The organism is Sphingomonas sp. P2_B6 (genome assembly GCF_056404755.1).
The window spans coordinates 21,462-46,074 of sequence record NZ_JBFUDK010000022.1; the positions used below are offsets into that span (position 1 = coordinate 21,462).

24 protein-coding genes are annotated in these 24,613 nt (G+C 65.4%); 4 read left to right on the forward strand and 20 right to left on the reverse strand.

Features of this window, described 5'->3' with window-relative positions; all coding sequences use genetic code 11:
* The first annotated feature begins 691 nt into the window (after window positions 1-691).
* On the forward strand, window positions 692-3,487 hold the full coding sequence (locus AC1DX5_RS22370; RefSeq protein ID WP_478017436.1) for a TonB-dependent receptor domain-containing protein: 2,796 nt from the start codon (window positions 692-694) through the stop codon (window positions 3,485-3,487).
* Window positions 3,488-3,684: 197 nt separating this feature from the next.
* On the opposite strand, the gene AC1DX5_RS22375 is transcribed toward AC1DX5_RS22370, so the two are convergent.
* Window positions 3,685-4,371, reverse strand: coding sequence for a TetR/AcrR family transcriptional regulator (locus tag AC1DX5_RS22375; protein ID WP_478017437.1), 687 nt, complete (start codon window positions 4,369-4,371; stop codon window positions 3,685-3,687).
* A gap of 278 nt (window positions 4,372-4,649) precedes the next feature.
* Between AC1DX5_RS22375 and AC1DX5_RS22380 the strand changes: the two genes are divergently transcribed.
* Window positions 4,650-5,813 (forward strand): DUF3089 domain-containing protein, encoded by a 1,164-nt coding sequence (locus tag AC1DX5_RS22380; protein WP_478017438.1) that lies wholly within the window; start codon window positions 4,650-4,652, stop codon window positions 5,811-5,813.
* Between the two features lie 171 nt (window positions 5,814-5,984).
* Here AC1DX5_RS22380 and uvrC read toward each other — a convergent pair whose 3' ends face one another.
* On the reverse strand, window positions 5,985-7,907 hold the full coding sequence (uvrC, locus tag AC1DX5_RS22385; RefSeq protein WP_478017439.1) for an excinuclease ABC subunit UvrC: 1,923 nt from the start codon (window positions 7,905-7,907) through the stop codon (window positions 5,985-5,987).
* 69 nt (window positions 7,908-7,976) lie between these two features.
* On the opposite strand from uvrC, the gene AC1DX5_RS22390 reads away from it, so the two are divergent.
* The gene (locus AC1DX5_RS22390) at window positions 7,977-8,696 is read left to right on the forward strand and encodes an SDR family oxidoreductase (protein WP_478017440.1); all 720 of its coding nucleotides are present in this window, start codon (window positions 7,977-7,979) and stop codon (window positions 8,694-8,696) included.
* Window positions 8,697-8,699: 3 nt separating this feature from the next.
* On the opposite strand, the gene AC1DX5_RS22395 is transcribed toward AC1DX5_RS22390, so the two are convergent.
* From AC1DX5_RS22395 to cyoA, 16 genes are all read right to left on the reverse strand, one after another.
* Entirely contained in the window at window positions 8,700-9,041 is a 342-nt protein-coding gene (locus AC1DX5_RS22395) for a hypothetical protein (protein ID WP_478017441.1), read from the reverse strand.
* 130 nt (window positions 9,042-9,171) lie between these two features.
* Complete coding sequence (locus AC1DX5_RS22400) at window positions 9,172-11,064, reverse strand: M48 family metalloprotease (protein ID WP_478017442.1); 1,893 nt, start codon at window positions 11,062-11,064, stop codon at window positions 9,172-9,174.
* Window positions 11,061-11,414, reverse strand: a complete 354-nt coding sequence (locus tag AC1DX5_RS22405; protein WP_478017443.1) for a hypothetical protein — start codon at window positions 11,412-11,414, stop codon at window positions 11,061-11,063. Before AC1DX5_RS22405 ends, AC1DX5_RS22400 begins: the two co-directional genes overlap by 4 nt.
* Complete coding sequence (locus tag AC1DX5_RS22410) at window positions 11,332-13,200, reverse strand: CHASE2 domain-containing protein (RefSeq protein ID WP_478017444.1); 1,869 nt, start codon at window positions 13,198-13,200, stop codon at window positions 11,332-11,334. The genes AC1DX5_RS22405 and AC1DX5_RS22410 overlap by 83 nt, the downstream gene beginning before the upstream one ends.
* Before the next feature lie 74 nt (window positions 13,201-13,274).
* Window positions 13,275-13,829: a F0F1 ATP synthase subunit B family protein gene (locus AC1DX5_RS22415; protein ID WP_465172729.1), complete on the reverse strand. Its 555-nt coding sequence runs from the start codon at window positions 13,827-13,829 to the stop codon at window positions 13,275-13,277.
* The gene (locus AC1DX5_RS22420) at window positions 13,822-14,316 is read right to left on the reverse strand and encodes a F0F1 ATP synthase subunit B family protein (protein ID WP_465172728.1); all 495 of its coding nucleotides are present in this window, start codon (window positions 14,314-14,316) and stop codon (window positions 13,822-13,824) included. The genes AC1DX5_RS22415 and AC1DX5_RS22420 overlap by 8 nt, the downstream gene beginning before the upstream one ends.
* Before the next feature lie 16 nt (window positions 14,317-14,332).
* Entirely contained in the window at window positions 14,333-14,545 is a 213-nt protein-coding gene (locus AC1DX5_RS22425) for a F0F1 ATP synthase subunit C (protein WP_055777096.1), read from the reverse strand.
* 64 nt (window positions 14,546-14,609) lie between these two features.
* On the reverse strand, window positions 14,610-15,377 hold the full coding sequence (locus AC1DX5_RS22430) for a F0F1 ATP synthase subunit A (RefSeq protein ID WP_478017460.1): 768 nt from the start codon (window positions 15,375-15,377) through the stop codon (window positions 14,610-14,612).
* Between the two features lie 60 nt (window positions 15,378-15,437).
* Window positions 15,438-15,728: an AtpZ/AtpI family protein gene (locus AC1DX5_RS22435; RefSeq protein ID WP_465172727.1), complete on the reverse strand. Its 291-nt coding sequence runs from the start codon at window positions 15,726-15,728 to the stop codon at window positions 15,438-15,440.
* A 206-nt stretch (window positions 15,729-15,934) separates the two neighbouring features.
* Window positions 15,935-16,468, reverse strand: a complete 534-nt coding sequence (locus tag AC1DX5_RS22440) for a response regulator transcription factor (RefSeq protein ID WP_478017445.1) — start codon at window positions 16,466-16,468, stop codon at window positions 15,935-15,937.
* The gene (locus tag AC1DX5_RS22445; RefSeq protein ID WP_478017446.1) at window positions 16,469-17,785 is read right to left on the reverse strand and encodes an ATP-binding protein; all 1,317 of its coding nucleotides are present in this window, start codon (window positions 17,783-17,785) and stop codon (window positions 16,469-16,471) included.
* Window positions 17,782-18,480 (reverse strand): SURF1 family protein, encoded by a 699-nt coding sequence (locus AC1DX5_RS22450; RefSeq protein ID WP_478017461.1) that lies wholly within the window; start codon window positions 18,478-18,480, stop codon window positions 17,782-17,784. The genes AC1DX5_RS22445 and AC1DX5_RS22450 overlap by 4 nt, the downstream gene beginning before the upstream one ends.
* The gene (cyoD, locus tag AC1DX5_RS22455) at window positions 18,477-18,827 is read right to left on the reverse strand and encodes a cytochrome o ubiquinol oxidase subunit IV (protein WP_465172724.1); all 351 of its coding nucleotides are present in this window, start codon (window positions 18,825-18,827) and stop codon (window positions 18,477-18,479) included. The genes AC1DX5_RS22450 and cyoD overlap by 4 nt, the downstream gene beginning before the upstream one ends.
* Window positions 18,824-19,483, reverse strand: a complete 660-nt coding sequence (gene cyoC, locus AC1DX5_RS22460; protein WP_478017447.1) for a cytochrome o ubiquinol oxidase subunit III — start codon at window positions 19,481-19,483, stop codon at window positions 18,824-18,826. The genes cyoD and cyoC overlap by 4 nt, the downstream gene beginning before the upstream one ends.
* Before the next feature lie 2 nt (window positions 19,484-19,485).
* Complete coding sequence (gene cyoB, locus AC1DX5_RS22465; protein ID WP_465172722.1) at window positions 19,486-21,486, reverse strand: cytochrome o ubiquinol oxidase subunit I; 2,001 nt, start codon at window positions 21,484-21,486, stop codon at window positions 19,486-19,488.
* The gene (cyoA, locus tag AC1DX5_RS22470; protein ID WP_478017462.1) at window positions 21,487-22,503 is read right to left on the reverse strand and encodes a ubiquinol oxidase subunit II; all 1,017 of its coding nucleotides are present in this window, start codon (window positions 22,501-22,503) and stop codon (window positions 21,487-21,489) included. It lies immediately after the preceding gene.
* A gap of 183 nt (window positions 22,504-22,686) precedes the next feature.
* Between cyoA and AC1DX5_RS22475 the strand changes: the two genes are divergently transcribed.
* Window positions 22,687-24,018, forward strand: a complete 1,332-nt coding sequence (locus AC1DX5_RS22475; RefSeq protein ID WP_465172721.1) for an MFS transporter — start codon at window positions 22,687-22,689, stop codon at window positions 24,016-24,018.
* A gap of 16 nt (window positions 24,019-24,034) precedes the next feature.
* Here the strand turns inward: AC1DX5_RS22475 and AC1DX5_RS22480 are convergent, their stop codons facing one another.
* Both AC1DX5_RS22480 and AC1DX5_RS22485 read right to left on the reverse strand, forming a co-directional pair.
* The gene (locus AC1DX5_RS22480) at window positions 24,035-24,406 is read right to left on the reverse strand and encodes a YdbL family probable chaperone protein (protein ID WP_465173897.1); all 372 of its coding nucleotides are present in this window, start codon (window positions 24,404-24,406) and stop codon (window positions 24,035-24,037) included.
* 8 nt (window positions 24,407-24,414) lie between these two features.
* The gene (locus AC1DX5_RS22485) at window positions 24,415-24,597 is read right to left on the reverse strand and encodes a YnbE family lipoprotein (protein WP_465172720.1); all 183 of its coding nucleotides are present in this window, start codon (window positions 24,595-24,597) and stop codon (window positions 24,415-24,417) included.
* Window positions 24,598-24,613 lie beyond the last annotated feature (16 nt).

Consider the following 24,613-nt stretch of genomic DNA (forward strand, 5'->3'; position numbering starts at 1 on the left):
AGACGCGGAGTTTTAGAGCCAGATGACTTCAGGTCGATCCGGCCCCTACCGTTCGTCTCGAGTAGCCATCGAGTAGCTCCGTAGGAGCGTAGCGAGATGGCGTATCGAGAGACAGGGTGTCGCCCGGAACAGTGCCTCGATACGAGCCCTCGATACGCGCCTGCGGCGCTACTCGGTCTCACTCGGCACGAACGGGTGAAGGTAAAGTCATCTCGCTCCAGTAGCCTGTCCGAGATACGCGGTTCGCTCGATCGCATTCGAACATCTTTGCGCCTTCGCGCCTTCGCGTGAACCCTTTCTTCCGTGCCTTTCCACCTCGCACCGCTCCAAATGCGATCGGCCTGCCTCATGGGAGGGATTTTGCTGGTCCTGGACCACGCACAGGCCAAGCGCCTGATCTTCGCCGTTCTCCTTCCCTGGCGGGGTGCAGTGGGCGGGGTCTTACCTGCATTTGCTACACGGTTTTCTCGCATGACGAGACGCAGCGGACGCGGCCCGATGGACCCCGGAACAAGTCCGGGGTGACGGTAAGGGGGTGATGCGACGCGCCCTCGAACCGATTGCCACCCTACCCATTTCCGCCCCGTAAAAAACACTCACTCACGCGAGAACGAGTATTGCATTCCGCCCTGCCCGGGTTCATGATCCGCCCATAGCGCCGATAAGTGCGTATTCATGGGGGGATGTCGGAATGATCCGGTCAATTCTGTTGGGCAGTGTTGCGTCTCTGGCATGGATGTCCGCGGCGGCGGCGCAGACGGCGCCTCCCGCGCCGAGCCAGGAGTCCAGCGGCAGCGACAGCGGTGACAGGGACAGCGCCGATCGGGACATCGTCGTCACCGGATCGCGCATCGCCAATAACGGTTTCCAGCAGCCGACCCCCGTCACCGTGCTCGGCCAGGCGGAGATCGGCCGGCAGGCGCCCGTCACGATCGCCGATTATCTCAACAAGATGCCGTCCTTCGGCGGCACCACCTCCGCCAAGAACCCGGCGATCAACGTCGCGGGCGGCGGCATCGAATTCGTCAATTTGCGCAACCTGGGCGTGACGCGCACGCTGGTGCTGCTCGACAATCGCCGCGTGGTCGAGGCGACCACGACGGGCGGGGTGGATACCGTCACGCTGCCGCTCAACCTGATCAAGCGAGTCGAGGTGGTGACGGGCGGCGCCTCCGCCGCCTGGGGATCGGACGCGGTCGCCGGCGTGGTGAACTTCGTGCTCGACCGCGACTATCAGGGGCTCGGCGTCAACATCGACAGCGGCGTGACGGAGCGGGGGGACAGTGGCTATGTGAAGGCGACCGTCACCGCGGGAACCAGCTTCGCGGAGGGCAAGGGCCATATCGTCGCCGAGTTCGACTATGCGAATACGCCGCGCGGCGTCGACCTGAAGGATCGCAGCTTCTTCCGCAGCCGGGCGGTGGTGAACAACCCGGCCTATACCGCGACCAACGGCCAGCCCCGGCAGATCACCGTCAGCGGCACCGCGCCGTCGAACGTGTCGCCGGGGGGCGTCATCACATCGGGGCCGCTCAGGGGCATCCAGTTCCTGGGGCCGAACGGCACGCCGGCGCCGTATAATTTCGGCACTCAGTCCGGCCTGGTGCAATATGGCGGGGATATCGACAATACGGTCGGGCAGAACCGCGCGATTTCAACCGCGCTGAACTATGCGAATGCCTTTGCGCATGTCGATTACGAGATCACGCCCAACATCACCGCCTATGTCGAGGGGTTTTACGGCAAGTCCAATTATAACGAGAATGGCTATCTCTATTATCTGCGGCAGGGGAATCTGCCGATCAGCGTGGACAATGCCTATCTCGACCCGACGATCCGGTCGCGGCTGCTCGCGCAGGGGCAGACGGGCTTCAACCTGGGCAAGGACACGGTCGATTTCGGCCCCCCGACATCGCACAACACGCGCGACGTGTGGCGGGGCGTGGTCGGGCTAAACGGCACGATCGGCGACAGCTGGAAATGGCATGGCTATTACACGCATGGCGACGTCACCGCGAAGCTCTATGCCTATAACGACACGATCATCGCCAAATTCATCGAGGCGGTGGACGCGGTGCGCAACCCGGCGACCGGCGCGATCGTCTGCCGGTCGACGCTGACCAACCCGAACAATGGCTGCGCGCCGCTCAACGTGTTCGGGGTCGGCGTCGCCTCGCCCGCCGCGATCGCCTATACGCACGGCACGGCGTATCAGCGCTCGAACGTGCAGCTCGACGTGGCCTCGTTCGATGCGACCGGCACGCTGTTCAGCCTGCCCGCCGGCGACGTCTCGATCGCGTTCGGCGGCGATTACATCAAGAACAAGGCATCCTCGACGCAGGACGCGCTGGCGCTGGCGCGGCAATATGCCGTGCAGAATTTCCAGCCCTTTTCGGGTCAGCGGGACGTGAAGGAAGGGTTTTTCGAGACGGTGATCCCGCTGCTCAAGGACCTGCCGCTCGCGCAGAAGCTGGAGTTCAACGGCGCGGTGCGGCTGACCGATTACAGCACCAGCGGCAATGTGGTGACGTGGAAGGTCGGGCTGTCCGACCAGCTGACCGACGATCTGCGCGTTCGCGGCACCATCTCCCGCGACATCCGCGCGCCGACGCTGAACGATTTGTTCTCGGGCGGCATCCTCACGCAACAGCCGGTGCTCGACCCGTTCACGCAGAAGACCTATCCGCAATATACCAATGCTCGGGGCAACCCCGCGCTGCGGCCGGAACAGGGCAGCACCTTGACCGCCGGGGTGATCTACAGCCCGAGCTTCCTCAGGGGGCTCACGCTGTCGGTCGATTATTACCGGATCTCGCTGAAGGGCGCGATCACCTCGATCAGCGCGGCGCAGGAGCTGCAATATTGCTTCAGCGGGCAGGACCAATATTGCCAATATATCCACCGCGACAACACCCAGGCGATCACCTCGATCGACACGGTGCCGATCAACGCCGCGAGCCTCAGGACGCAAGGGTGGGACTTCGAGGTGGATTACCGGCACGCCGTGGGCGCCGGCCGGTTCGAGCTGCGCGCGCTGGCGAATTACGTGCCCGTGTTCCGCCAGGTCGACGCGCTGGGCAACGTGACCAATTTCGCCGGGCAGATCGGCGATCTCAACCCGGGCGAGCCGAAGCTTCGGGCCAATATCACCACGATGTACGAGCAGGGGCCGTACTCGCTGGCGCTCAACGCGCATATCCTGGGCGCGGCGAAGCTCCAGAACAACTGGGTGAGCGGCGTCGATGTGGATGACAATTCGGTGCCGAGCTACGCGACGTTCGACCTGACCGGCATGGTGACCGTCAATGTCGGCAGCCGGTCGTTCAAGCTGACCCTGGGCATCGACAATCTGTTCGACCGGGACCCGATCGACATTCCGGTCATCCCGGCGACGGTGCAATATTCGGCGCCGGGGCTTGGCGGGCGGTTCGACCTGTACGACCCGCTCGGGCGGCGGTTCCGGGTCGGGGTGCGGACCAAGTTCTAGGGGGTTTTCGCGTGCCCCCTCCCCGTTCGCCCTGAGCTTGTCGAAGGGCTGTCTTTCTTCCGAGGAAGAGAAGAGCRGGGCTTCGACAACCCCGGATCAAGTCCGGGGCCGAACGGGAAAGGGTGAATCCGCCCAGCCATATCTCGCCCCCAACTGGACCCCGGCCTTCGCCGGGGAAGCAGGAAGAAGGGTGGGCGCTATTCCGGCCTGCCGCCCTCGCAGATCGCGATGAAGCCGGCGGCCATGAACTTCGCCATGCGCTGTTTCACGGCGGCGAAATCGTCCGAGCGGTTGAGGCCGTTGGAGAGCTTGTCGATGCGGCCGGTGCGCGCGAGCGTGAGCATCAGCGCGCCGGTGACGAAATGATAGCCCCAGAAGATGTCGGTGTCGGCGCAGCCCGGCAGCGCGCGGCGCAGCAGGCCGATCAGGCGGAGCACGACCGGATCGAAATGCGTGTCCATCAGCTCGGCACCCCAGTGCGGCGTGTTGGCGACCTGGGCACCGAGCTTGGCATAGTTGCGCCAGCCCTCGTCGCCCTGGATGTACAGGTCGAGATCGGTGTCGAGAAAGGCGTGCAGCGCGCCTTCGACGGTGGGGGCGTCGCCCGCCGCCTGCTCATAGGCGTCGAGCGCCTGCATCCGCCGCTCGCTGGTGACGACCGCACGGCGGGCGAAGACCGCGTCGAACAGCGCCTTCTTGTCGGCATAATAATAGTTGAGCAGCGTGTTGTGGACGCCGACCTGCTTCGCCACGTCCTTGAGCGTGACCCCGTACAGGCCGTGCTCCGCGAACAGCGCCTCGGCCGCGTCGAGGATCTGTTCGGTCGTCGCGGCGCGCTGTTCCGCCTTGCGCGACTGGCGACGGGGTTCGGCTGCCTTGTTCACATCGTCCGCCTTCCAGCTTGCCCGGGGGGACGTCAAGGCAAAGATGACCGCAGGCCATAGCCCCGACGCGCCCTTCCGCCTGGGCAAGGAGACCCCAGGCCCCCCCGGAAAGAATATTCGCTATCGTTATAGTGAGCGTTTGACATCGCAAAGCGGGAAGTGCCAGATCCGCGCAATCGACGGGAATGGTCGGCAAAAAGGAGAGGTTCATGCGGATCGCCATGCCATGGGCGGAATCAGGCTCGAGCAGCACTGTGCGAGGCCGGTCCGCATGGGGGATGGCCGCAATCGCCGCCGCGCTGATGGGCGCCGCCCCCGCCGATGCGGCGCCGCTCCCGGCGCCCGACACGCCCGATTATGCCAATCCCGCGGCATGGCTGTGCCGCCCCGATCAGGCCGGCGACGCGTGCAGCCGCTCCGATCAGGACGCCGTGGTCCTGCAGGCCGACGGGTCGACCAAGATCGAGCGCTTTCGCGCCGACCCGCGGGCGCCGGTCGACTGCTTCTATGTCTATCCCACCGTCTCGCGCGACCCGGGCGGCAACGCGACGATGAAGGTCTCGCCGGAATATGTCGCGGTGGTGAATCAGCAATTCGCCCGGTTCGGCGCGGTGTGCCGGCGCTATGCGCCGCTGTACCGGCAGGTGACGCTCGCGGCGCTCCACGCCAATATCCGCGGCGCGCCGATCCCGACCGACCGGCAGATGGGCTATGACGATGTGAAGCGCGCCTGGGACCATTATCTCGCCAACGACAATCATGGCCGGCCCGTGGTGCTGATCGGCCACTCGCAGGGATCGAGCGTGCTGGCCCAGCTGGTCAGGAACGAGATCGACGGCAAGCCGGTGCAGGCCCGGATTCTGTCAGTGATCCTGGCCGGATACCGGTTGCAGGTGCCGGTGGGCAAGGATGTCGGCGGCGATTTCAAGGCGATCCCGCTATGCCGCGCCATGGGGCAGACGGGCTGCGCGATCAATTTCGCCTCGTTCCGCGCCGACAGCCCGCCACCGCCCGAGGCCCGGACCTTCGGTGCCTCGGCGGGTGCCGGCCTCGAGGCAGCATGCGTGAACCCGGCGGCGCTGGCCGGCGGCGTCGCGCCGCTGCACGCCTATCTCGGCGCCGGTGCCGAGATGGTGACCGCCAGCGGCGAGCAGCAGGGCCCATGGACCACCCCGCCCAGGCCGATCAGCGAACCGTTCGTCGAAGTGCCGGGCCTGCTCAGCGCCGAGTGCCGCAACGACGGGACCCACAACTATCTCGCGGTCGCCATCCATCCCGATCCGGCGGGCAAGCGCACGAACGTGATCGTGGGGGATGTCGTCATCGACGGGCGCAAGCTGCCGGACTGGGGGCTGCACCGGATCGACGTCAACCTGACGATGGGCAATCTGGTCGATGTCGTCCGCGCCCAGGCCAAGAGCTATCTTGCAGGGAAGCGATAGAGCAAAACCTGGTTAGCGGGAGTCACCTCTCCCCGTTCGCCCTGAGCTCGTCGGGCCGAAGGCGAGCGAAGCTCAACGGCTGTTCTTTCTTCCCAGGAAGAGAAGAGCAGGGCTTCGACAGGCTCAGCCCGAACGGAGGTAGTGGATCAATTCCGGCCGGGAAAGCCAATCCTACCGTCCGTGGTAGAAATCATAGACCTGCCGCGCCACCAGCGCCGAGACGCCGGGCGCCTTTTGCAGATCCTCCAGGCTCGCATTGCGCACCGCCCGGCCCGTGCCGAAATGCATCAGCAGCGCCTTTTTCCGCGCCGGGCCGATGCCGGGGACTTCGTCGAGCGGGCTCGCGCCGATGGCCTTGGCGCGTTTCGCGCGGTGGGCGCCGATCGCGAAGCGGTGGACTTCGTCGCGCAGGCGCTGGAGGTAGAACAGAACCGGCGCGTTGGTGGGCAGGGTCAGCTCGCGGCCGTCCATCAGGTGGAACACCTCGCGGCCCTCGCGCCCATGGTCCGGCCCCTTGGCGACGCCGACCAGGCAGACATCCTCGATGCCGAGTTCCTCCAGCACGCCCTTCGCCGCGTTGAGCTGGCCGCGGCCGCCGTCGATCAGCACCAGATCGGGCCATTCGCCTGAATCCCGATCCGGATCCTCGGCCTGGGCGCGGGCGAAGCGGCGGGCGAAGACTTCGCGCATCATGCCGAAATCGTCGCCGGGGATGGTCTTTGCATCCTTGATGTTGAACTTGCGATACTGGCCCTTGCGGAAACCCTCCGGCCCGGCGACGACCATCGCGCCAAGCGCGTTGGTGCCCTGGATATGGCTGTTATCGTAGATCTCGATCCGATCGGGCGGCTCGGCCAGGTCGAACAGGTCGGCGACCTCGCGCAGCAGCTTGGCCTGAGTGGTGCTTTCGGCGAGGCGGCGGTCGAGCGCTTCCTCGGCATTGCGCTTCGCCTGGTCGAGCAGGCGGCGGCGGGTGCCGCGCTGGGGGATGGAGATGGCGACCTTCGCCCCTGCCCGCTCGGCGAACGCCTCCTGCAGTAGCTCGGTCTCTTCCAGCTCGCGATCGACGAAGATGATGCGCGGCGGGGGCACCTCCTCGTAGAATTGGGTGAGGAAGCTCGCCAGCACCTCGGCCTCGGGCACGTCGTTGGTGTGGGCGGGAAAGAAGCTGCGATGGCCCCAATTCTGGCCGCCGCGGATGAAGAAGGCCTGGATGCCCATGACGCCATTCTTGTTGGCGAGCGCGAAGATATCGGCGTCCCCCACCCCTTCCGCGTTGATCGCCTGGCTGCCCTGAATGAAGGTGAGCGCCTTCAGCCGATCACGGATGATCGCGGCCAGCTCGAAATCCATATTCTCGGCCGCTGCCTGCATCTGGCCGCCGAGCTTGGTCTGCACCTGAGTCGATTTGCCGGCGAGAAAGGCCTTGGCGTCGGCGATCAGCTCGCCATAGTCCTCCTTCGAGATGCGATCGACGCAGGGGGCCGAGCAGCGCTTGATCTGGTAGAGCAGGCAGGGCCGGTCGCGCGTGCGGAAGAAGCTGTCAGTGCAGGAGCGGAGCAGGAACAGCTTCTGCAGCGCGTTGAGCGTGTTGTTGACCGAGCCGGCGCTGGCGAAGGGGCCATAATAATTGCCCTTGGCCCGCCTGGCGCCGCGATGCTTCTGGATGCGCGGAAAATCATGATCGGCGCGCAGCAGGATGAAGGGGAAGCTTTTGTCGTCGCGCAGCAGGACATTGTAGGCCGGGCGATAGCGCTTGATCAACTGCGCCTCGAGCAGCAGCGCCTCGGCCTCGTTGTTGGTGGTGACGATCGTCATCGAGCGAGTCTGCGCGACCATGCGCTGGAGGCGTTTGGGCAGGCGATCGACCTGGGTGTAGTTGTTGACGCGGCTCTTCAGCGCGCGGGCCTTGCCGATATAGAGCACGTCGCCCTTGGCATCCTGCATGCGATAGACGCCTGGGCGCGCGGGCAGCGTCTTCAGCACGTTGCGGATCGCCGCCACGCCAGCCTCCAGATCGGGTACGTCCGATCCGCGCACGGTGAAGGTGGATTTCTCTTCGTTGAAGCGATCGGGGGCATTGGGGGTCGACATCGTTCCCCCAGTTAGGACTCCGGGGCGCGCGCAACAACGGGTATATCATGATCGGCAGAGGAGCTGGACATGCACATTAAGGGCAAGACGGCGGTGGTGACCGGGGGCAGCGATGGGATCGGGCTGGAGATCGCGCGGCACCTGAAGGAAGCGGGTGCCGAGGTGATCGTGGTCGGGCGTGACCGCGGGCGGCTGGCGTCCGCGCTGGCGGAAGGGTTCGACACGATCACCGCCGACCTGTCGGATGCCGCGGGGTGCGATGCTTTGGTGGCAGAACTGGCCAAGCGGCCGGTCGATATAGTGGTCAACAATGCCGGCATGGGCGCGACCTTTCAGGTCGGGGTGCCGTTCGACCTGGCTGAGATCGACCGCTGCATCTTCCTCAATCTCAATGCGCCGATCCGACTGATCGCGGGCCTGCTCGACGGGCTGCGGGCGCGGCCGGAGGCGATGATCGTCAACGTCACCTCGGGGCTGGCGATTGCGCCCAGTGGGAAAGGCCCGGTCTATTGCGGGACCAAGGCGGGGTTGCGGAGCTTCACCATGGCGTTGCGGGCGCAATTGGCGGGCACGCGGGTGCATGTGATGGAGGCGCTGCCGCCGGTGGTCGAAACGCGCATGACCGAGGAGAACAGGCACCGGAAGATGCCGGCGCCGGAATGCGGGCGGCAGATCGTGGCGGCGATGGCGCGCGGGCGGGAGCAGGCGAATGTCGGCATGACCGCGGTGCTGAACGCGGTGTACAATGTGTCACCCGCCATCGCACGGCGGGTGATGATCCGGTATTGACGCTTATTTGATCGCAGCGAGATCGGCCTTGGCCTTGGCCATCATCTCATCGGTGATAGCGCCCTGAGCCAGCGGCTGAAGTGCGTTGAGCGACAGAGCCTTGAACTGATCATAGGCGGGATGGGAAAGCATCTCGGGAAAATCGGCGGCCAGCACGGCCTTGCCGGCGGGGTCGGCGGCAATGGTCTCCACCGGGGTATCGAGCGTGAACTTCGCGGCGGGCGCGGCATCCGCGGTCGCTGCCGGCGTGGCGGCCGGGGCAGCCGGTGCCGCAGGGGCGTTCTGCGCCAGGGCAGGCGCCGCCGTCATCACGAACAGGGCGGCGGTAAAGGCGGCAAGCTTCATGGGGCGGTCTCTCCAAGGATGCAGGCACGCGACTCGGTGCCACGCACCCGGTGTAGCCGGGATCGATAAGGCGTGAAATGACGGCGGCACTGCCCAAGGCGGAAATTCGGCCGGCGATACCCGGCGCCGATCAATCCTCCTTGTCGTCCGGCGTGAGCGCATCGTTGATCTGCGCGAGCAAGCCGCCGCTACGCGCCTTGCTCGATGCACGCGCCAATGCGCGATCGACCTTGTCCTGATCGGCCGGCGACAGCTCAGCCATCTTCTTCTGCTGGCTGTCGTTCAACATCGCCGCGCGGCAGCTTTGCTCAAGACCCTGATCGGCGACATCGAAGCATCGGTTCAGCGTGACGACGAGCATCTCGGCCTGTTTGGTCGCCATATAGATGGCGATATATTGCGGCAGAAACGCCTCGTCATCGTTGAAGCGGCGCTTTGCCTCGGCGATGACCGCCAGCGCCTTGGGATAATTGGCCATCCGCACGAGCAGATCGACATGGGCCTGGAAGCCCTGCAAATTCTGCTCGAGATAAGGATCGCGCAATATGATCGGCGCGGGCGCCGGCGCGGCCGGTTTGGGTGCGGGTTTCCTGCCCTTGCGGGGCGGCGCCTTTACCGGGACGGCGGCGTTGCCCGGCAAGCGTTCGGCAGTGGTATAGGCCTGGTCCGCACCGCGAAGATCGCCCTGAATCATCAGGATCTTCGCGCTGAGATTGCTGATCAGGGGTGTCGGGCCGTACCGCGTCGTGAGTGCGGGCTGCAAATCCAGCCTGGCCTGCGCAGCATTGCCCTTGATGACGCTGGCAAGCGCCCGCGTATAGGCCCCGACGGCTATGTCGGCATCCCGATATTCGGGCGTCGCGCGCAGCGACTTCAAAAAGGCCAGCGACGGCGGTTTTTCCGCCGCGTCGCCATAGGCGAGCTTGTAATATTTGCGGAGGCCGTCGATCCGTTTCTCCGACGGGCGGTGCTGTGCCAGGTATTTCTTCTTGGTCTCCTTCAGCGCCACGACCATCGCGTTGCTGGCGAGATCCTTGACCCAGGATGTCAGCGTGTCGCCGACATTCTTCGACCCGCCGAGCGAGCCCAGCGTCTGCAGGCCCGTCTTCTTGGCATAATCGCCGGTCGTGGCGGCGATCGTGTCGAACATCGTGATCGACTCCTTGTCGTCGTTTCCGATGATCTCGAGGGCATCGAGCGCGCCGCTATAAGGATAACCGGCCGCGACCGCGAAATCGACGCCGGCGACATCGGCCTTGTCCTCGTCGCCGCGGCTGAAAAACGCGTCGGTCAGCGACAAGGCGCCTTCAAGCTGGCGGCTGCGCGCCCAGATGGAATCGCTCATCGCAACGGCTTCCTTGTCGGTCACCTCGTAGAGCCGCAGCTTGTTGCCGCTGGTATCGACCCGCTGTTGCGACAGTGTCGTTGCCATATCGACGGCGCCGACGATCTGGCCGATCCCCCTCGACCGCTTCTTGGCGCGCGCCTCACGGGCGAAATGCGCCATGGCGAGATGGCTGAATTCGTGCGCCAGCAACCACACCACCTGCCCGTCGCTCCTGGCGCGGGACAGGACGCCGAACGGGACGACGATGACATTGTCGGCGAAGCTTTGCGGTACGAAACTGTTGGTGCCGACGATGCGCACCTTCACCGGCCCGACCGGCCGATACGGCCAGAATGGACGAAACGTGTCGATCAGCGCCGCGAGTTGCGCTTCGGTCGCCGGCATCGACAGGCCGGTGCCATATAGCTGGCCGCGATTGACCGATTGCGCCGCGAGCAACCCCTCCTTGCTGCCGGAGGTCGCAATCGCTGCGTCGTTCTTCGCGAGATCGTCGGCGTCGACCCTGGTCTTCAGGAACGGGCCCTTCTTGCCGCTCTCGGTGAAGCCGCACATGCCGGGCAGACATTGCGGCATGGCCCGGGTCTCCGCGACCGGTGACAGCACGAGGCCAAGCGCCGCGGCAGCGGCAGAGATGCGGCACGATGTCCGCCCGGCGTTTCGCAGCATCGCGTTCATTGCTGGATGCAGAGCCCGTCATCTTCTCCGGCACCCTTTCGCACGCCGCCCGGTTTGGCGCCGCCGAGGCGATCCCCGGTCTCGCGCCTGGTGACATCTCCGTCCGCGCAATATTTCATGGTGTGCCGCACGTCCGCCGGACGAAGATAGACGGCACGCCCGTTGATCATCACCTTGAGATAGCCGAATTCATTCGTACCGCTGATGTCGAGCGGCGRCGGCGGCAGTTCCGCAGCGGTCAACCTGCCCGTCGACGCCCCCTGTTCGTCAAACGTCGTCAGCGGGTTTACCTTGTACGCCGTCACTTGGGGTCCGCCGCCGGCGGCGGCGAGGAGTGCGATCAGGATCAACGACATTGCTATCCCCCACCTTCGCCGGCCCCGCAGCAGCAGAACCGGATGATTTCAGCCCCGGAAACAAGAGAATCACCGCACGGGAAACATCCAGCCTGTTCCAAATCGGCGCAAGCAAAATCCCCATGATGTTGAAGAATTCCAATACTATCACGATAGACAATGCCGCCAGATTGAACCTGTCCGGAAGAACGCTGACCTGGCGTGTCAAAATATAGAGTATCAGGACCATGTAGACGATCGCCGCGGCGAGGAAGATCGCCCCCTCGATCATAAGCCGGACCGACCCTTCGGCGTCGTCAGGCTTGCCGAACAGACGCTGCCGCGCGACGACCGCGCCGCCGAACAACAGCATCAGGAACGCGCCGATGGCGTTGGTGACATCCTGATCCGAAAGCGTGAACGGCGGAAACATCTGGCGCGCCACGCGCGGATAGGCGGCTCCTCGTTCGATCAGATTGTCGAGCGCCATCGCGTGGTAGAAGACGCCCGGCAACTGGCCGTGCGGGCCCGCCGAAACATAGTCGTTGCTGTCCCTGGTCGACATGCCGATCAGCACGATCTTCCCGGCCAGTGCCGATTGGCGGAACGCTGCGAGTTGCGCTGGATCGTCCTTGCCGAGCCGCAGCAGGCCATAGCTCACGCTATGCTGATAGGCGCAGGCAGCCTGAGGTTCGATCCTGAGACCAGAGAACAAGGCCTGCATGAAGGCGCGGAAGGTCCCCCCGCGACTGGGATCGGCGACACGGCAGCGACTGCCGGTGGTACCGTGCGCAAGCGAATCGACCTGGTTGGTGAACCGGTCCTGCTTGCCGACACCCCAGATCACCTCGACGGGCGTCTCGAACGCGGTCGGCCAGCGCCAATCGTCCAGCCACGCGGCCCCGGTCCGTTTCGCTTCCTCCGGCGCCGGCGCGATCGAGGGGTCGTCCTTGCACCCATTCGTCGCGCAATAGGCGGCGTACAGCATCGCGGCGGGGTGCAAGGTGAAAGGCCGGTTTTCTCGCTGGGCGGCTTCGACCGGAAACACCAGCGGATAGCGCCGGTCATTGACCATGATCGGCACCGAGATCGCGATCGTCGCCAGCGCCGCCGCGCCCGGTTTCTCGACCGCGGCACGCTTGTCTTTCGGATCGACCGCGCTGGCGATCATGACGGGTGTGCCGCCTCGTTTCAGGATGCAATGGAGCTTGGCGAGCTCGCTCTTCAGGCAGCCCTTGTCATCCTTCCAGCCCTTTGGCCCATCATAGCGGGTGATGTCGGCAATGCCGCGCAGCATGCAGCGGAAGGGCGATGCGACCTGAGCATATTCCAGCGTGGCGCCGAGCCGGCCGGGGCAGGTGACAGGCGCCCCGGCAAAATCGAGCAGCTCGGCCTGGGTCATCCCGTCCGGGGCGAAATCGCCGAGTAGAAGGTCGATGAACATCGCCTCCGGTTTGCCATGCGCCCTCAGGCGCCCATCCGGCCCGTTATCGCCTTCCGCAACGGTGCGAAATATCTCGAGCAGGTGGATCGAATCCGGCGAGGCGTCCGACGGCGCCGCTGCCTGCATTCCCTGTTCGTCAAGCTCGACCACCGTGATGGCATTCCGCCCGACCTCCGAGCGGTCGCCATAATGATCCGCATAGATACGCTGCCAGACGTCGTGACTGCGCAGGTCGCCCCATTCGGCGATGCCGAACGGGTTGATCAGGAGGATCAGCAGAAACAGGAGCGCGCGCGTGACCGCATGCCGCGCGGCGATCGCGGCGAAACGCCCCCATTTAACCCAATCGATTCGCATGAGCCCCCCGGCAATCCGGAGAGGCTAATCACGGCAGCCAGCCTTGTCGAATCGGTTACCGCACCGAAATGGAGCTAGTTGAGGCGCCCGAGCCCGGCGATGGTCTGATCGATCAGCGGCTTGTCGGCGCTGGCGTCATGCTTCTCCGCGATGATCGCGGCGGCGGCGCGAGTGGCGGCATCGGCCGCCGTGGCGCGAACCTCGGCGATCGCGGCGCGCTCGGCCGCGGCGATCTTGTCCTCGGCCATCTTGCGGCGGCGGGCGACGAGATCGGCGGAGTCGCTTTCCGCCTTGGCGATCATCTGCTTCGCTTCGGCTTCGGCGTGCGCGATGATCGCGGCGGCATCGCCGGCGCTCGCCGCGTTGCGCGCCTTGGCTTCGGCAAGCTGCGCCTCGGCTTCGGTGCGGAGGCGCGTGGCCTCTTCGAGCTGCGTGCGGATCGTGGCGATCCGCGCGTCCAGCATGCCGGCGATCATCGCCGGCACCTTCTTCCAGAGGATCAGGCCGATGACGACCAGCATCGACAGTGCGACGAAGCCGGGCGCCGAAATGCCCAGCGCCGTGGGCTCGTGATGTAGCTCGGTCGTGCCGGTCGCTGCCGTCATGCTCTGATGATGCGCGTCAGCCATGCGCCAGTTCCGCCTTCACTTGCTGTTCGATCGCCGAACGATCGACCGCCACGCCCGAAAGCTTGGCGACGATGGCCTGCACCGCATCCACGGTCGCCGTCTCGATTTCGGCCATGGCCGTGGTCTTGGCGGTGCCGATGCGGGCGGTGGCGGTGACGAGTTCTTCGGCCATGGCCGTATCGCCCGCCTTCACCTTGGTCTCGGCCGTGGCCGACGCCTTGGCCTTGGCCTCCGTCACCGCGCGCAGAGCCTGGGACCGGGCCGAGTCCAGCCCGGTCTGATACTCAAGCTCCGACGCGCGAGCGGCGGCATTCGCGGCCTCCGCCGCGGCGAGGTCTCCGCCGATACGGGCGTTACGATCATCGATCGTGCGCTCGATCTTAGGGACCATCGCCTTGCCGATCCCGAAATAGATCAGGGCAAATACGATCGCGAGCCAGAACAGCTGCGACGCGTAGATCTCTGGAATTTGGGATAGCTGCGGCATTGAGGTCGCTCTTCGCTTACTTGACGACGAAGAGGATGAGGATCGCGACGACGAACGCGATCAGGCCGAGCAGCTCGGATGCCGCGAAGCCGATGAACAGGCGGCCCTGCTGGCCGTCCGCTGCGCCCGGATTGCGCAGCGCGCCTTCGAGGAACGAGCCGAACACGTTGCCCACGCCGAGCGCGGCCATGCCGACGCCGATCGCCGCGAGGCCGGCACCGATGTACATTGCACCAAGATCAGTCATGATAAGCTCCCTAAAAATACGGTATTAAACGATAAAGTCGAATGACTTAGTGCAGGTGCACCGCGTCGTTGAGGTAAAGCGAGGTCAGCAGCGCGAAGACATAGGCCTGGATCGCGCACACCAGCAACTCGAGCGCGCTGACGCCGACGATCATCAGAAAGCTGAGCACGGTAACGATGAAGCCGATCGGGCTGCCGTCGAGGCCAGCATTCAAGCCCTGAACCACGAAGCTGCCGAACACTTCGAGCAGGATGTGGCCGGCGGTCATCGCGACGAACAGTCGCAGACCAAGGCTGAACGGGCGGACCATGAACGACACGAACTCGACCGGGATGATGACGGGCATCAGCCAGCCAGGCGCGCCGTGCGGCACGAACAGCGAGAAGAAGTGGAGGCCATGCTTCCAGAAGCCGACCGCGAGCACGATGCCGAACGACAGGAAGGCCAGCACCGCGGTGACGGTGATGTGGCTGGTCACGGCGAAGGTGTGCAGCCCCGGCACGATCGCCAGCGGCAGAACGCCGACCAGGTTCGCGAACAGGATGAACATGAAGATCGAGAAGATATAGGGCGCGAACTTCTTGCCTTCCGGCCCGATGTTCACCTGCATCATGTTGTCGATGAAGCCGACGACCGATTCAGCCGCGACCTGCCAGCGCGTGGGCACCAGCTGGCGCTTCATGCCGCCCCACATGAACAGGAACAGCAGCGCGAACACGACGACCATGAACAGCGCCGAGTTGGTGAAGGACACGTCGTATCCGAACAGCTCGATATGCCGGCCGAGCACAGGCTCGACCAGGAACTGTTCCATCGGGTCAATTTTACCGGCCACGATCGCCTTACCCTTGTGCGTTGCTGTCGGAAGCGACGGTCATTCCGCGCGCTCCTTCGAGATCTTGAAGATGTTGCGGAACGCCGCGACGACGGCCAGCACGAGCAGGATCAGCAGCAGCCAGGGGCTGGTGCCGAGCCACTTGTCGAGCAGCCAGCCGATGAGACCGCCACCGATCGGCGCGCCGATCAGCTCGGCCAGCACGCGCGAGCCCTGCGAATAGCCCTTGGCGGGCTTTGCGGCGGGGTTCCCGGCAGTACGCGCCTCTTCGACCGCTCGCGCATTGGCGATACGGCTTTCAAGGTCATCGTTCTGGCGGTCGTCGGCCAACGCGAAAGCATCCTGATAAGAAAACGCCGCCGGGCTTGCGCACGGCGACGGAAAACATGGGGCGAGCCCCCGTTGCGGCGCCCGTTTAGAAAAGGGGTCGGCTTGAGTCAACCTTAACCGGGCGTTGCCCGACGGTGACATTGCGGTGCCTTTGACGGGCAGGTTCCGGCCGCCATTCCGGGGCCTTGCACAAAGCCGAATCACGCTCACCGGATCGGCCGCTTCTCCAGCTTGCGCGCCAGCGTTCGCCGATGCATGCCGAGCCGGCGCGCGGTCTCCGAGATGTTGAACCCGGTCTCGGCGAGCATCTCGTTGATCCGTTCCCATTCGAGCGTCTTGATCGAGGTTGGGCGGTTGGTGAGCGGCGCCTCCGCATCCCCATCCCCCCTGGCGAACGCAGCCTCGATATCGTCGGTGTTCGACGGCTTCACCAGATAATGGCAGGCGCCCAGCTTGATCGCCTCCACCGCGGTCGCGATGCTGGCGAAGCCGGTCAGCACGACGATCAGTATCGCCGGATCATGCGCGTGGAGCCGGGCGACGCAGGGCAGGCCCGATGCGGTGCCGAGCTTGAGGTCGACCACCGCATACCCCGGACGTTCGGTCTCGAGCAGCGTGTCGAGTTCGGTGGGGCTGGTCGCGATGCTGACGCGGTAGCCGCGCCGCTCGAAGGATCGCTGCAGGGTGCGGGCGAAGGTGGCGTCGTCCTCCACGATGACAAGGGTGCGGGCCTGGTCCATCTAGCCTCCTGCAGGTGCCGACGAGATCATCGGAAGAACGAGCCGCACTTCCGCCCCACCCGCGATGTTACGCGCCTCCAGCCGGCCACCGAGGCGGCGCGCGACATTGGTGGCGAGGAACAGGCCGAGCCCGTGCCCTGCCCCCTTGGTCGACTGGTAGAGCTTGCCCACCGTCGCCAGATCCCGCGGCGCGAAGCCCGGCCCGTGATCGCGCACCACGATCGCGAGCATGTCGCCCTCCGCCTCGGCTTCGAGCACCACGCCACGGGACGATGCCTCGGCCGCATTGTCGAGCAGGTTCCATACTGCCTGGCGCAGCGCAGGCTCGACCACGATCACGGCGCCGCCGGCCGTGGCCGGATCGCACACAAAGGGAACCTCGGCATGGATCTCGGCCCAGGCATCGCCCACGCGGGCGATGAAGGCGCCTGCCGCCATGCTCTCCAGCGGCTCGCTGCGTGGCTGGCCGGCGGAATGGAGGATATCCGAGACGATCGACTTGCAGCGCTGCACCTCCGCCTGCATCTCCGCCACTTCGGCGGCAAGCGCCGGGTTCCGCGCGATCGCCGGCATGCGGCGCCAGTCGGCCAGGATGACTGACAACGAGCCAAGCGGCGTCCCCAGTTCATGCGCGGCGCCCGACGCGAACAGGCCCATGCGCACGATACCCTCCTCTTCCGCGGCGCGGTGGCGCAGGTCGGCGAGATAGGCCTCGCGCGCCCGGAGGTTCCGGCTGATCCGGGTGATCAGCTGCACGAGCAGCGCGGCGACGAGGACGAAGCTGATCCAGCGGCCGATCGCGAACAGATCGGCACTGTCAGCGACCAGCCCGGCAGGCAAGACCAGCGGCACATAGCGCAGGGTGAGCAACCCGTAGCTCAGGCCGGTCGCCACGACGAGGACCGCCGCCAGCATGGGCGCCAGCAGGATCGCGCCGAGCACGACCTGGAGCAGGTAGAGCGAGATGAAGGGATTGGCCGCGCCGCCGCTGAGATAGAGCTGGAAGGTGAGCGTGCCCATGTCGAGCAGCAGCGCCAGCATGATCTCGATGTCGCGCACGCGGTGCCGCCGCAGCGCGACCGAGGCGACGAGATTCGCCAGCCCGAGCGCCAGCGCGGCGCCCAGCATCCAGCCGAGCGGGAGCACCACGCCGAAGCCGAAATGCACGACCAGGATGGTCACGGTCTGGCCCGCCACCGCGATCCAGCGCAGCTGAGTGAGCTGGCGCATATTGTCCGCGGTGGCGTTCTCGGGCGAGGTGCCGCCGGGCACGGCGGACCGGCCGACCATCAGGGCGAGGAGCGGCGTGTCCATCATGCGGCCTCACGCCCGCGCAACAGAAGGCGGAACGCCGCGATGCACAGCCCGGCCAGGGCGAACCAGGTCAGCGCATAGACGAGATGGTTGTTGCGGAACCGGACGACGGTCAACCCGCCAACGGGATAGCCGCCGGGATTGAGGGCGGCATCTGCATCGATGAAGAAGGGCGCGACTGGCCCGAGGTGCCGCGCCCCGGCGATCGCCGCCACGTCACGCGAATACCAGCGGTTTCCCGCCGGATCGTTGCTGCGCAGGAAAGCGCCGCGCGGCTCGGTCATGCGCAGCAGGCCGGTGACGGTCACCGGCCCCTGCACCTGCCCGGCGGCGCGACGGGACGGATCGCGCAAATTCTCCGGGACGAACCCGCGATTGACCAGCACGATGCCCTGCGCCGTACGCAACGGCGTGAGCACCCAGAAGCCGGCGCCGCGTTCGGTCACTGCCTGCACCAGCGCCTCGGCGCCATGGTCGAAGACGCCGCGCGCGCGGACATGGCGATAGGCATCGGTCCCCCCGGCCACCCTGCCCCATTCGCCCGTCGGTGGCAGGCCGACGGGCGGCGCGTGGACGCGCGCCTCGACGCGCGCGATCAGATCGAGCTTCCAGCTGCGCCGCTCGATCTGCCATATGCCGAGGGCCGCGAAACCGATCGCCCCGAACAGGGCGAGACCGAGGAGGAGCAGGCGGCTCAGGGCTGGTTGCTCATCTCCGGCCCGTTCATCGGCATCATGTTCGCGTTGAGATGATGCATGATCCACAGCGACCCGCTGATGCAGATCAGGATCAGCACGGCCGTGAAGATATAGGCCATCAGGGTCCAGCCGCCCTCGACGCGCGGATTGACGTGGAGGAAACAAACGGTGTGCACCAGGATCTGCGCGAAGGCGGCGACGATGATCACCGCCGCAGTCGCCTGGGGGTTGCCGAGCGCGCCGGTCATCACCAGCCAGAAGGGCAAGGCCGTCAGCACCACCGACAGCAGGAAGCCGACCAGATAGGCGCGGCGCGAGCCGTGCGCGTGGGAAGCGTCAGCACTCATTGCACGGCCCCGAGCAGATAGACGAAGGTGAAGACGCCGATCCAGACGACGTCGAGGAAATGCCAGAACATGCTGAGGCACATCAGCCGCTTCTGGTTTTCCGGATGCAGGCCGCGCTGGCCGAGCTGGAACAGCATCACGCCGATCCACAGGATGCCGAAGCTGACATGCAGGCCGTGCGTCGAGACCAGGGTAAAAAAGGCCGACAGGAAGGCGCTGCGTTGCGGCGTGGCGCCCTCGGCGATCAGATTGCCGAACTCGTAGAGCTCGACGCCGACAAAGGACGCGCCGAGCAGCGCGGTGACGATCAGCCACAGCCGGGTGCCGCCGAGCTTGCCCTGCTGCATCGCGATCATCGCGAAGCCATAGGTGATCGACGACACGAGCAGGATCGCGGTGTTGAGCGCGACCAGCGGCAGCTCGAACAGCTCATGCTGAGTCGGCCCGCCGGCATAGCTGGTGCTCAGCACGCCATAGGTCGCGAACAGCGTCGCGAAGATGAGCGCATCGCTCATCAGGTAGATCCAGAAGCCCAGCAGCGTGCTGCCTGCTGCAGGCTCATGGCCATGATCACCGTCATGGCCGTGGCCGTCTTCCTCGATCAGGTAGAAGGTCGGGGTGCGGCCATCGGCATCGGCAAGCGTCGTCGTGCTCATGATCAGGCTCCCGCCGCGAGCAGCGCGGTGCGCTCGCCCTCGGTTTGCGCGACCTCATCGGCGGGGATGTAATAATCGCGGTTGTAGTTGAAGGTATGGCCGATCGCGACGACGAACAGGCCGACCAGGCTGACCGCGGCCAGCCACCAGATATACCACACCATCGCAAAGCCGAGCACCAGCGCGAGGCCGGACAGGATGACCCCGGCCCCGGTGTTGCGCGGCATGTGAATCGGGCGGAAACCGCTCACCGGGCGCTCCGCGCCGCGTTCCTTCATGTCGTACCAGGCGTCGAGATCGTGCGCGATCGGGGTGAAGGCGTAATTATAGGCCGGCGGCGGCGACGAGGTCGACCATTCCAGGGTGCGGCCGTCCCAGGGATCGCCCGTGAAGTCGCGCAGCTTGTCGCGGTTCTTGATGCTCACCGCGATCTGGATGACGAAGGCGAGGATGCCGATCAGGATGATGACCGCGCCGATCGCGGCGATGACGAACCAGATCTGCAGGCTCGCATCATCGAAGTGGCGCACGCGGCGCGTCGTGCCCATCAGGCCGACGATGTAGATCGGCGTCCACGCGACCCAATAGCCGATCACCCAGCCCCAGAAGGTCACCTTGCCCCAGAAGCGGTCGAGCCGGAACCCGAAGGCCTTGGGAAACCAATATTCCATGCCGGCGAACAGGCCGAACACCACGCCGCCGATGATGACGTTGTGGAAGTGCGCGACCAGGAACAACGAGTTGTGCAGCACGAAGTCGGCGGGCGGCACGGCGAGCAGCACGCCGGTCATGCCGCCGACCACGAAGGTCAGCATGAAGGCGACCACCCACATCATCGGCAGCTCGAAGCGGATCCGGCCGCGATACATGGTAAAGAGCCAGTTGAAGATCTTCGCGCCCGTCGGGATCGAGATCACCATGGTGGCGATGCCGAAGAAGCTGTTGACGCTGGCGCCCGAGCCCATGGTGAAGAAATGGTGGAGCCACACCAGATAGCTCAGGATGGTGATCACCACCGTGGCATAGACCATCGACGAATAGCCGAAGAGGCGCTTGCCGGTGAAGGTCGAGGTGATTTCGGAATAGATGCCGAACACCGGCAGGACCAGGACGTACACCTCGGGGTGGCCCCAGATCCACACCAGGTTCCAGTACATCATCGGGTTGCCGCCGAGATCGTTGGTGAAGAAATTGGTGCCGGCATAGCGATCGAGCATCAGCAGCGCGAAGGCGCCGGTCAGCACCGGGAAGATCGCGATGGCGAGCACGTTGCTGCACAGAGCGGTCCAGCAGAACACCGGCATCTTCATCATCGTCATGCCCGGCGCGCGCATCTTGATGATGGTGGTGACCATGTTGATCGCGGACAGAGTCGTGCCGACGCCCGCTATCTGCAATGCCCAGAGATAATAATCCGGCCCCGTATCGGGACTGTTCTGCAGGTTGGTCACGGGCACGTAGTTGAGCCAGCCGCCGCGCGAGAATTCGCCGACGAACAGCGAGACCATGACGAGCAGCGCGCCCGCGACGGTGAGCCAGAAGCTGAGATTGTTGAGGAAGGGAAAGGACACGTCGCGTGCGCCGATCTGCAGCGGCATGACGAAATTGACCAGGCCGACGATCAGCGGGATCGCCACGAAGAAGATCATGATCGTCCCGTGCGCGGAGAAGATCTGGTCGTAATGATGCGCGGGCAAATAGCCCTGGTTCGCACCGAAGGCGACGGCCTGCTGCGCGCGCATCATCAGTGCATCGGCGAAGCCGCGCAGCAGCATGATGATGCCGAGGATCATGTACATGACCCCGATCTTCTTGTGGTCGACGCTGGTCAGCCATTCGCGCCACAGCCAGCCCCAAAGGCGGTATTTCGTCACCGCCGCCAGGATGCCGACGCCGATCAGAACGACGGCGATGAAGGTCACGAGCAGGATCGGCTCGTGGAGCGGGAAGGATTCGAGGGTGAGGCGGCCAAAGATCGTGCGCGCCAGGCTTTCGGTGAACATTTAACGCTCCTGGTGCGAATGCGGGGCGGGGCTGGCCTGCGCGCCGGGCGGCGGGGTGAGGCTCTCGCCGCTGCCCTTCTCGCCGTCCTGCTTGAACAGCGCGCCTTCGGCCTTGCCCTGGTCAGTGCGCGGCGCGGCGTGGCCGCCCTTTCCGGCAAGCCGCATCATGTCGCTCATGCACGGCGTGCCCGGCTTGACGCAGCGATTGTAGATGCGGTCGAACAAAGTCGCGTCGACGCCACCGAAATAGAGTGGCGGCACCTTTTCGCTCGGGCGCTCCAGCAAAAGGAAGCCGCTGGTATCGAGCGTGCGGCCGCTCGCCTTCACCCGCGCGATCCAGGCGTCGAACCCGCCCTTGTCGACGCCGTAGAGCTTGAAGCGCATGTCGGAAAAGCCAGCGCCGCTGTAATTGGCGGACATGCCCTCATAGCTGCCCGGCTTGTTGAGCACCGCGTGGAGCGTGCTGCGCATGCCCGGCATGGTGTAGATCATGCCGGCCAGCGTCGGCGCGTAGAAGGTGTTCATCATGTTGGTCGACGTCATGTCGAACCGCACCTGGCGATCGACCGGCAGCGCCAGCTCGTTGACCGTCGCGATGCCCTGTTCCGGATAGATGAACAGCCATTTCCAGTCGAGCGAGACGACCTGGATGACCAGCGGCTTTTCCTTCGGATCGACCGGCCTGCCCACCGTCACCCGGTCGAGCGGCCGGAACGGATCGAGCAGGTGCGTGCTCCACCAGGTCAGCGCGCCGAGGCAGATGATGATGAGCAGCGGCGCCGACCAGATGACCAGTTCCAGCGAGGTTGAATGGTCGAAATGCGGATCATAGGTCGCGTCCTTGTTGGACGCGCGGTAGCGCCAGGCGAACACGATGATCAGCGCGATCACGGGAATGATGATGACCAGCATCAGCGCCGTCGAGATATAGATGATGTCGCGCTGCTGCAGGGCGATGTCGCCCGCAGGGTTGAGCACGGCGCGGTCGCAGGCCGAAACCAGCGCGACGAGCGGCATCAGGATGAGCGTTGGCACGAGTCGTCGACTCGCCGGCGTTGGGTGTTCGCGCATGGTCATCGCCTATCCCGACAGGTCTGGATGCCGACATTGGACATTTTGTCCGATACCCTCGCGAGCTTTTTATCGTGCAAGGCGTGTTGTAAAGTGGAATCCTGCCATCAGGCTGTGGAGCGAAGCGCCATGACTGCACCGATCGCTGCGTCGACCTCGACGCCCCTCGAGCGCGACGCGCGCCTGATCACGGCACGCGAACGCAAGATCGCGCCCGGCGAGATCGCGATCGGCGTGATCGTCGGCCGCACCAGCGAGTTCTTCGACTTCTTCGTCTATGCCATCGCTTCGGTCCTGGTGTTCCCCTCGCTGGTCTTCCCCTTTGTCGATGCGCTGACCGGCACGATGTATTCCTTCGCGCTGTTCGCGCTGGCGTTCATCGCCCGGCCGATCGGCTCGCTGATTTTCATGGCGATCGACCGCAACTACGGACGCGGGGTGAAGCTGACGATCGCGCTGTTCCTGCTCGGCGGCTCGACCATGTCGATCGCCTTCCTGCCCAGCTATAATGACGTCGGCATCGTCGCGGTCTGGCTGCTCGCGCTGTTCCGGCTCGGCCAGGGCGCGGCACTGGGTGGCGCGTGGGATGGGCTGCCGTCCCTGCTGTCGCTCAACGCGCCCCGGGATCGCCGCGGCTGGTATGCGATGATCCCGCAGCTAGGCGCGCCGCTCGGCCTGATCGTCGCGGCCGGCCTGTTCGCCTTTTTCCTCGCGACCCTGACCACCGCCGACTTTCTGAGCTGGGGCTGGCGTTATCCCTTCTTCGTCGCCTTCGCGATCAACGTGGTCGCGCTGTTCGCCCGCCTGCGCATCGTCGCCACGCCGGACTTCGAGCATCTGTTCGAGAGCCGCGAACTGCAGCCCGCGCCGATCGGCGAGACGCTGCGCGAGGAAGGCCGCACCGTCCTGCTAGGCGCCTTCGCGCCGCTGGCGAGCTTCGCGCTGTTCCACCTGGTGACGGTGTTCCCCCTGTCCTGGGTCGTGCTCTACACCGGCGAGGGCACGGTTCGCTTCCTGCTGATCGAGATGATCGGCGCGGGCGTCGGCGTGTTGTCGATGCTCGCCTCGGGCATCATCGCCGACCGGGTGGGGCGCCGCGCGGTGCTGGGCGTCTCCGCGGTGCTGATCGGCGCCTATAGCGGCTTCGCCCCGCAACTGCTCAACGCGGGCGGCTTTGGCGAGACGCTGTACATGCTGGGCGGGTTCGTGCTGCTCGGCCTTGCCTTCGGCCAGTCCTCGGGCGTGGTAAACGGCAGCTTCTCGCGCGAGCGCCGCTATACCGGCGCGGCGCTCACCGCCAATCTCGCCTGGCTGATCGGCGCCGGCTTCGCGCCGCTGGTCGCGCTGACCCTGGCGAGCCGGTTCGGCCTGTGGTCAGTGGGCGTGTACCTGCTGTCCGGTGCGGTCTGCACGCTGGCCGCGCTCGGCATCAACAAGGAATGGGCGCGTCCGGGAGACTGATCGGCGACGCCGGAGATCAGACGCAGCGGGAATCGCGTTCCGGCGGGCCGGCGCCGCGGGTCGCCCAGATACCGCCCGGCGTCTTGTACTTCTCGCCCGGCGCGGTCTTCAGGATCAGGTTGCAGCCGCTGACGAACGCCATCTGCTCCACCGTCGCGCCCGACGCGGCGCTCTCGGTATATTTCGCCTTGCGCTGGATGTTGATGCTGTTGACCAGCGTGCGCAGATCCGGGGTGCCGGCACCGACGATGCCGAGATAGCCGTCGGGCTGCTCACCCACCTGGCCGGCCGCGCGCGCCGCCTGATAGGCGGGGTCGCGCTGCGCATAGGCCGCCGTGGCAAGGCCCGCGACCCCAACGGCCGCCGCGATCGTCATCAGCTTCATCATCTTCTTCATCAGAAAATTCCCGGATTCTGCTGGATCAACGCCTTCGCCTCGCCGTCGAGCCGATAGACGACTTCCTGAGTCACGTTGATGTTGAGGTTGATCTCGATCGGCTTGTCCGGCGCGGTCACGTTGACGCAACCGGTGGTTGCGGCGGTGGCGCCCAGGGCCATGATCGAAAGCATTCTCTTCATCCCGTACCTCGTCGGT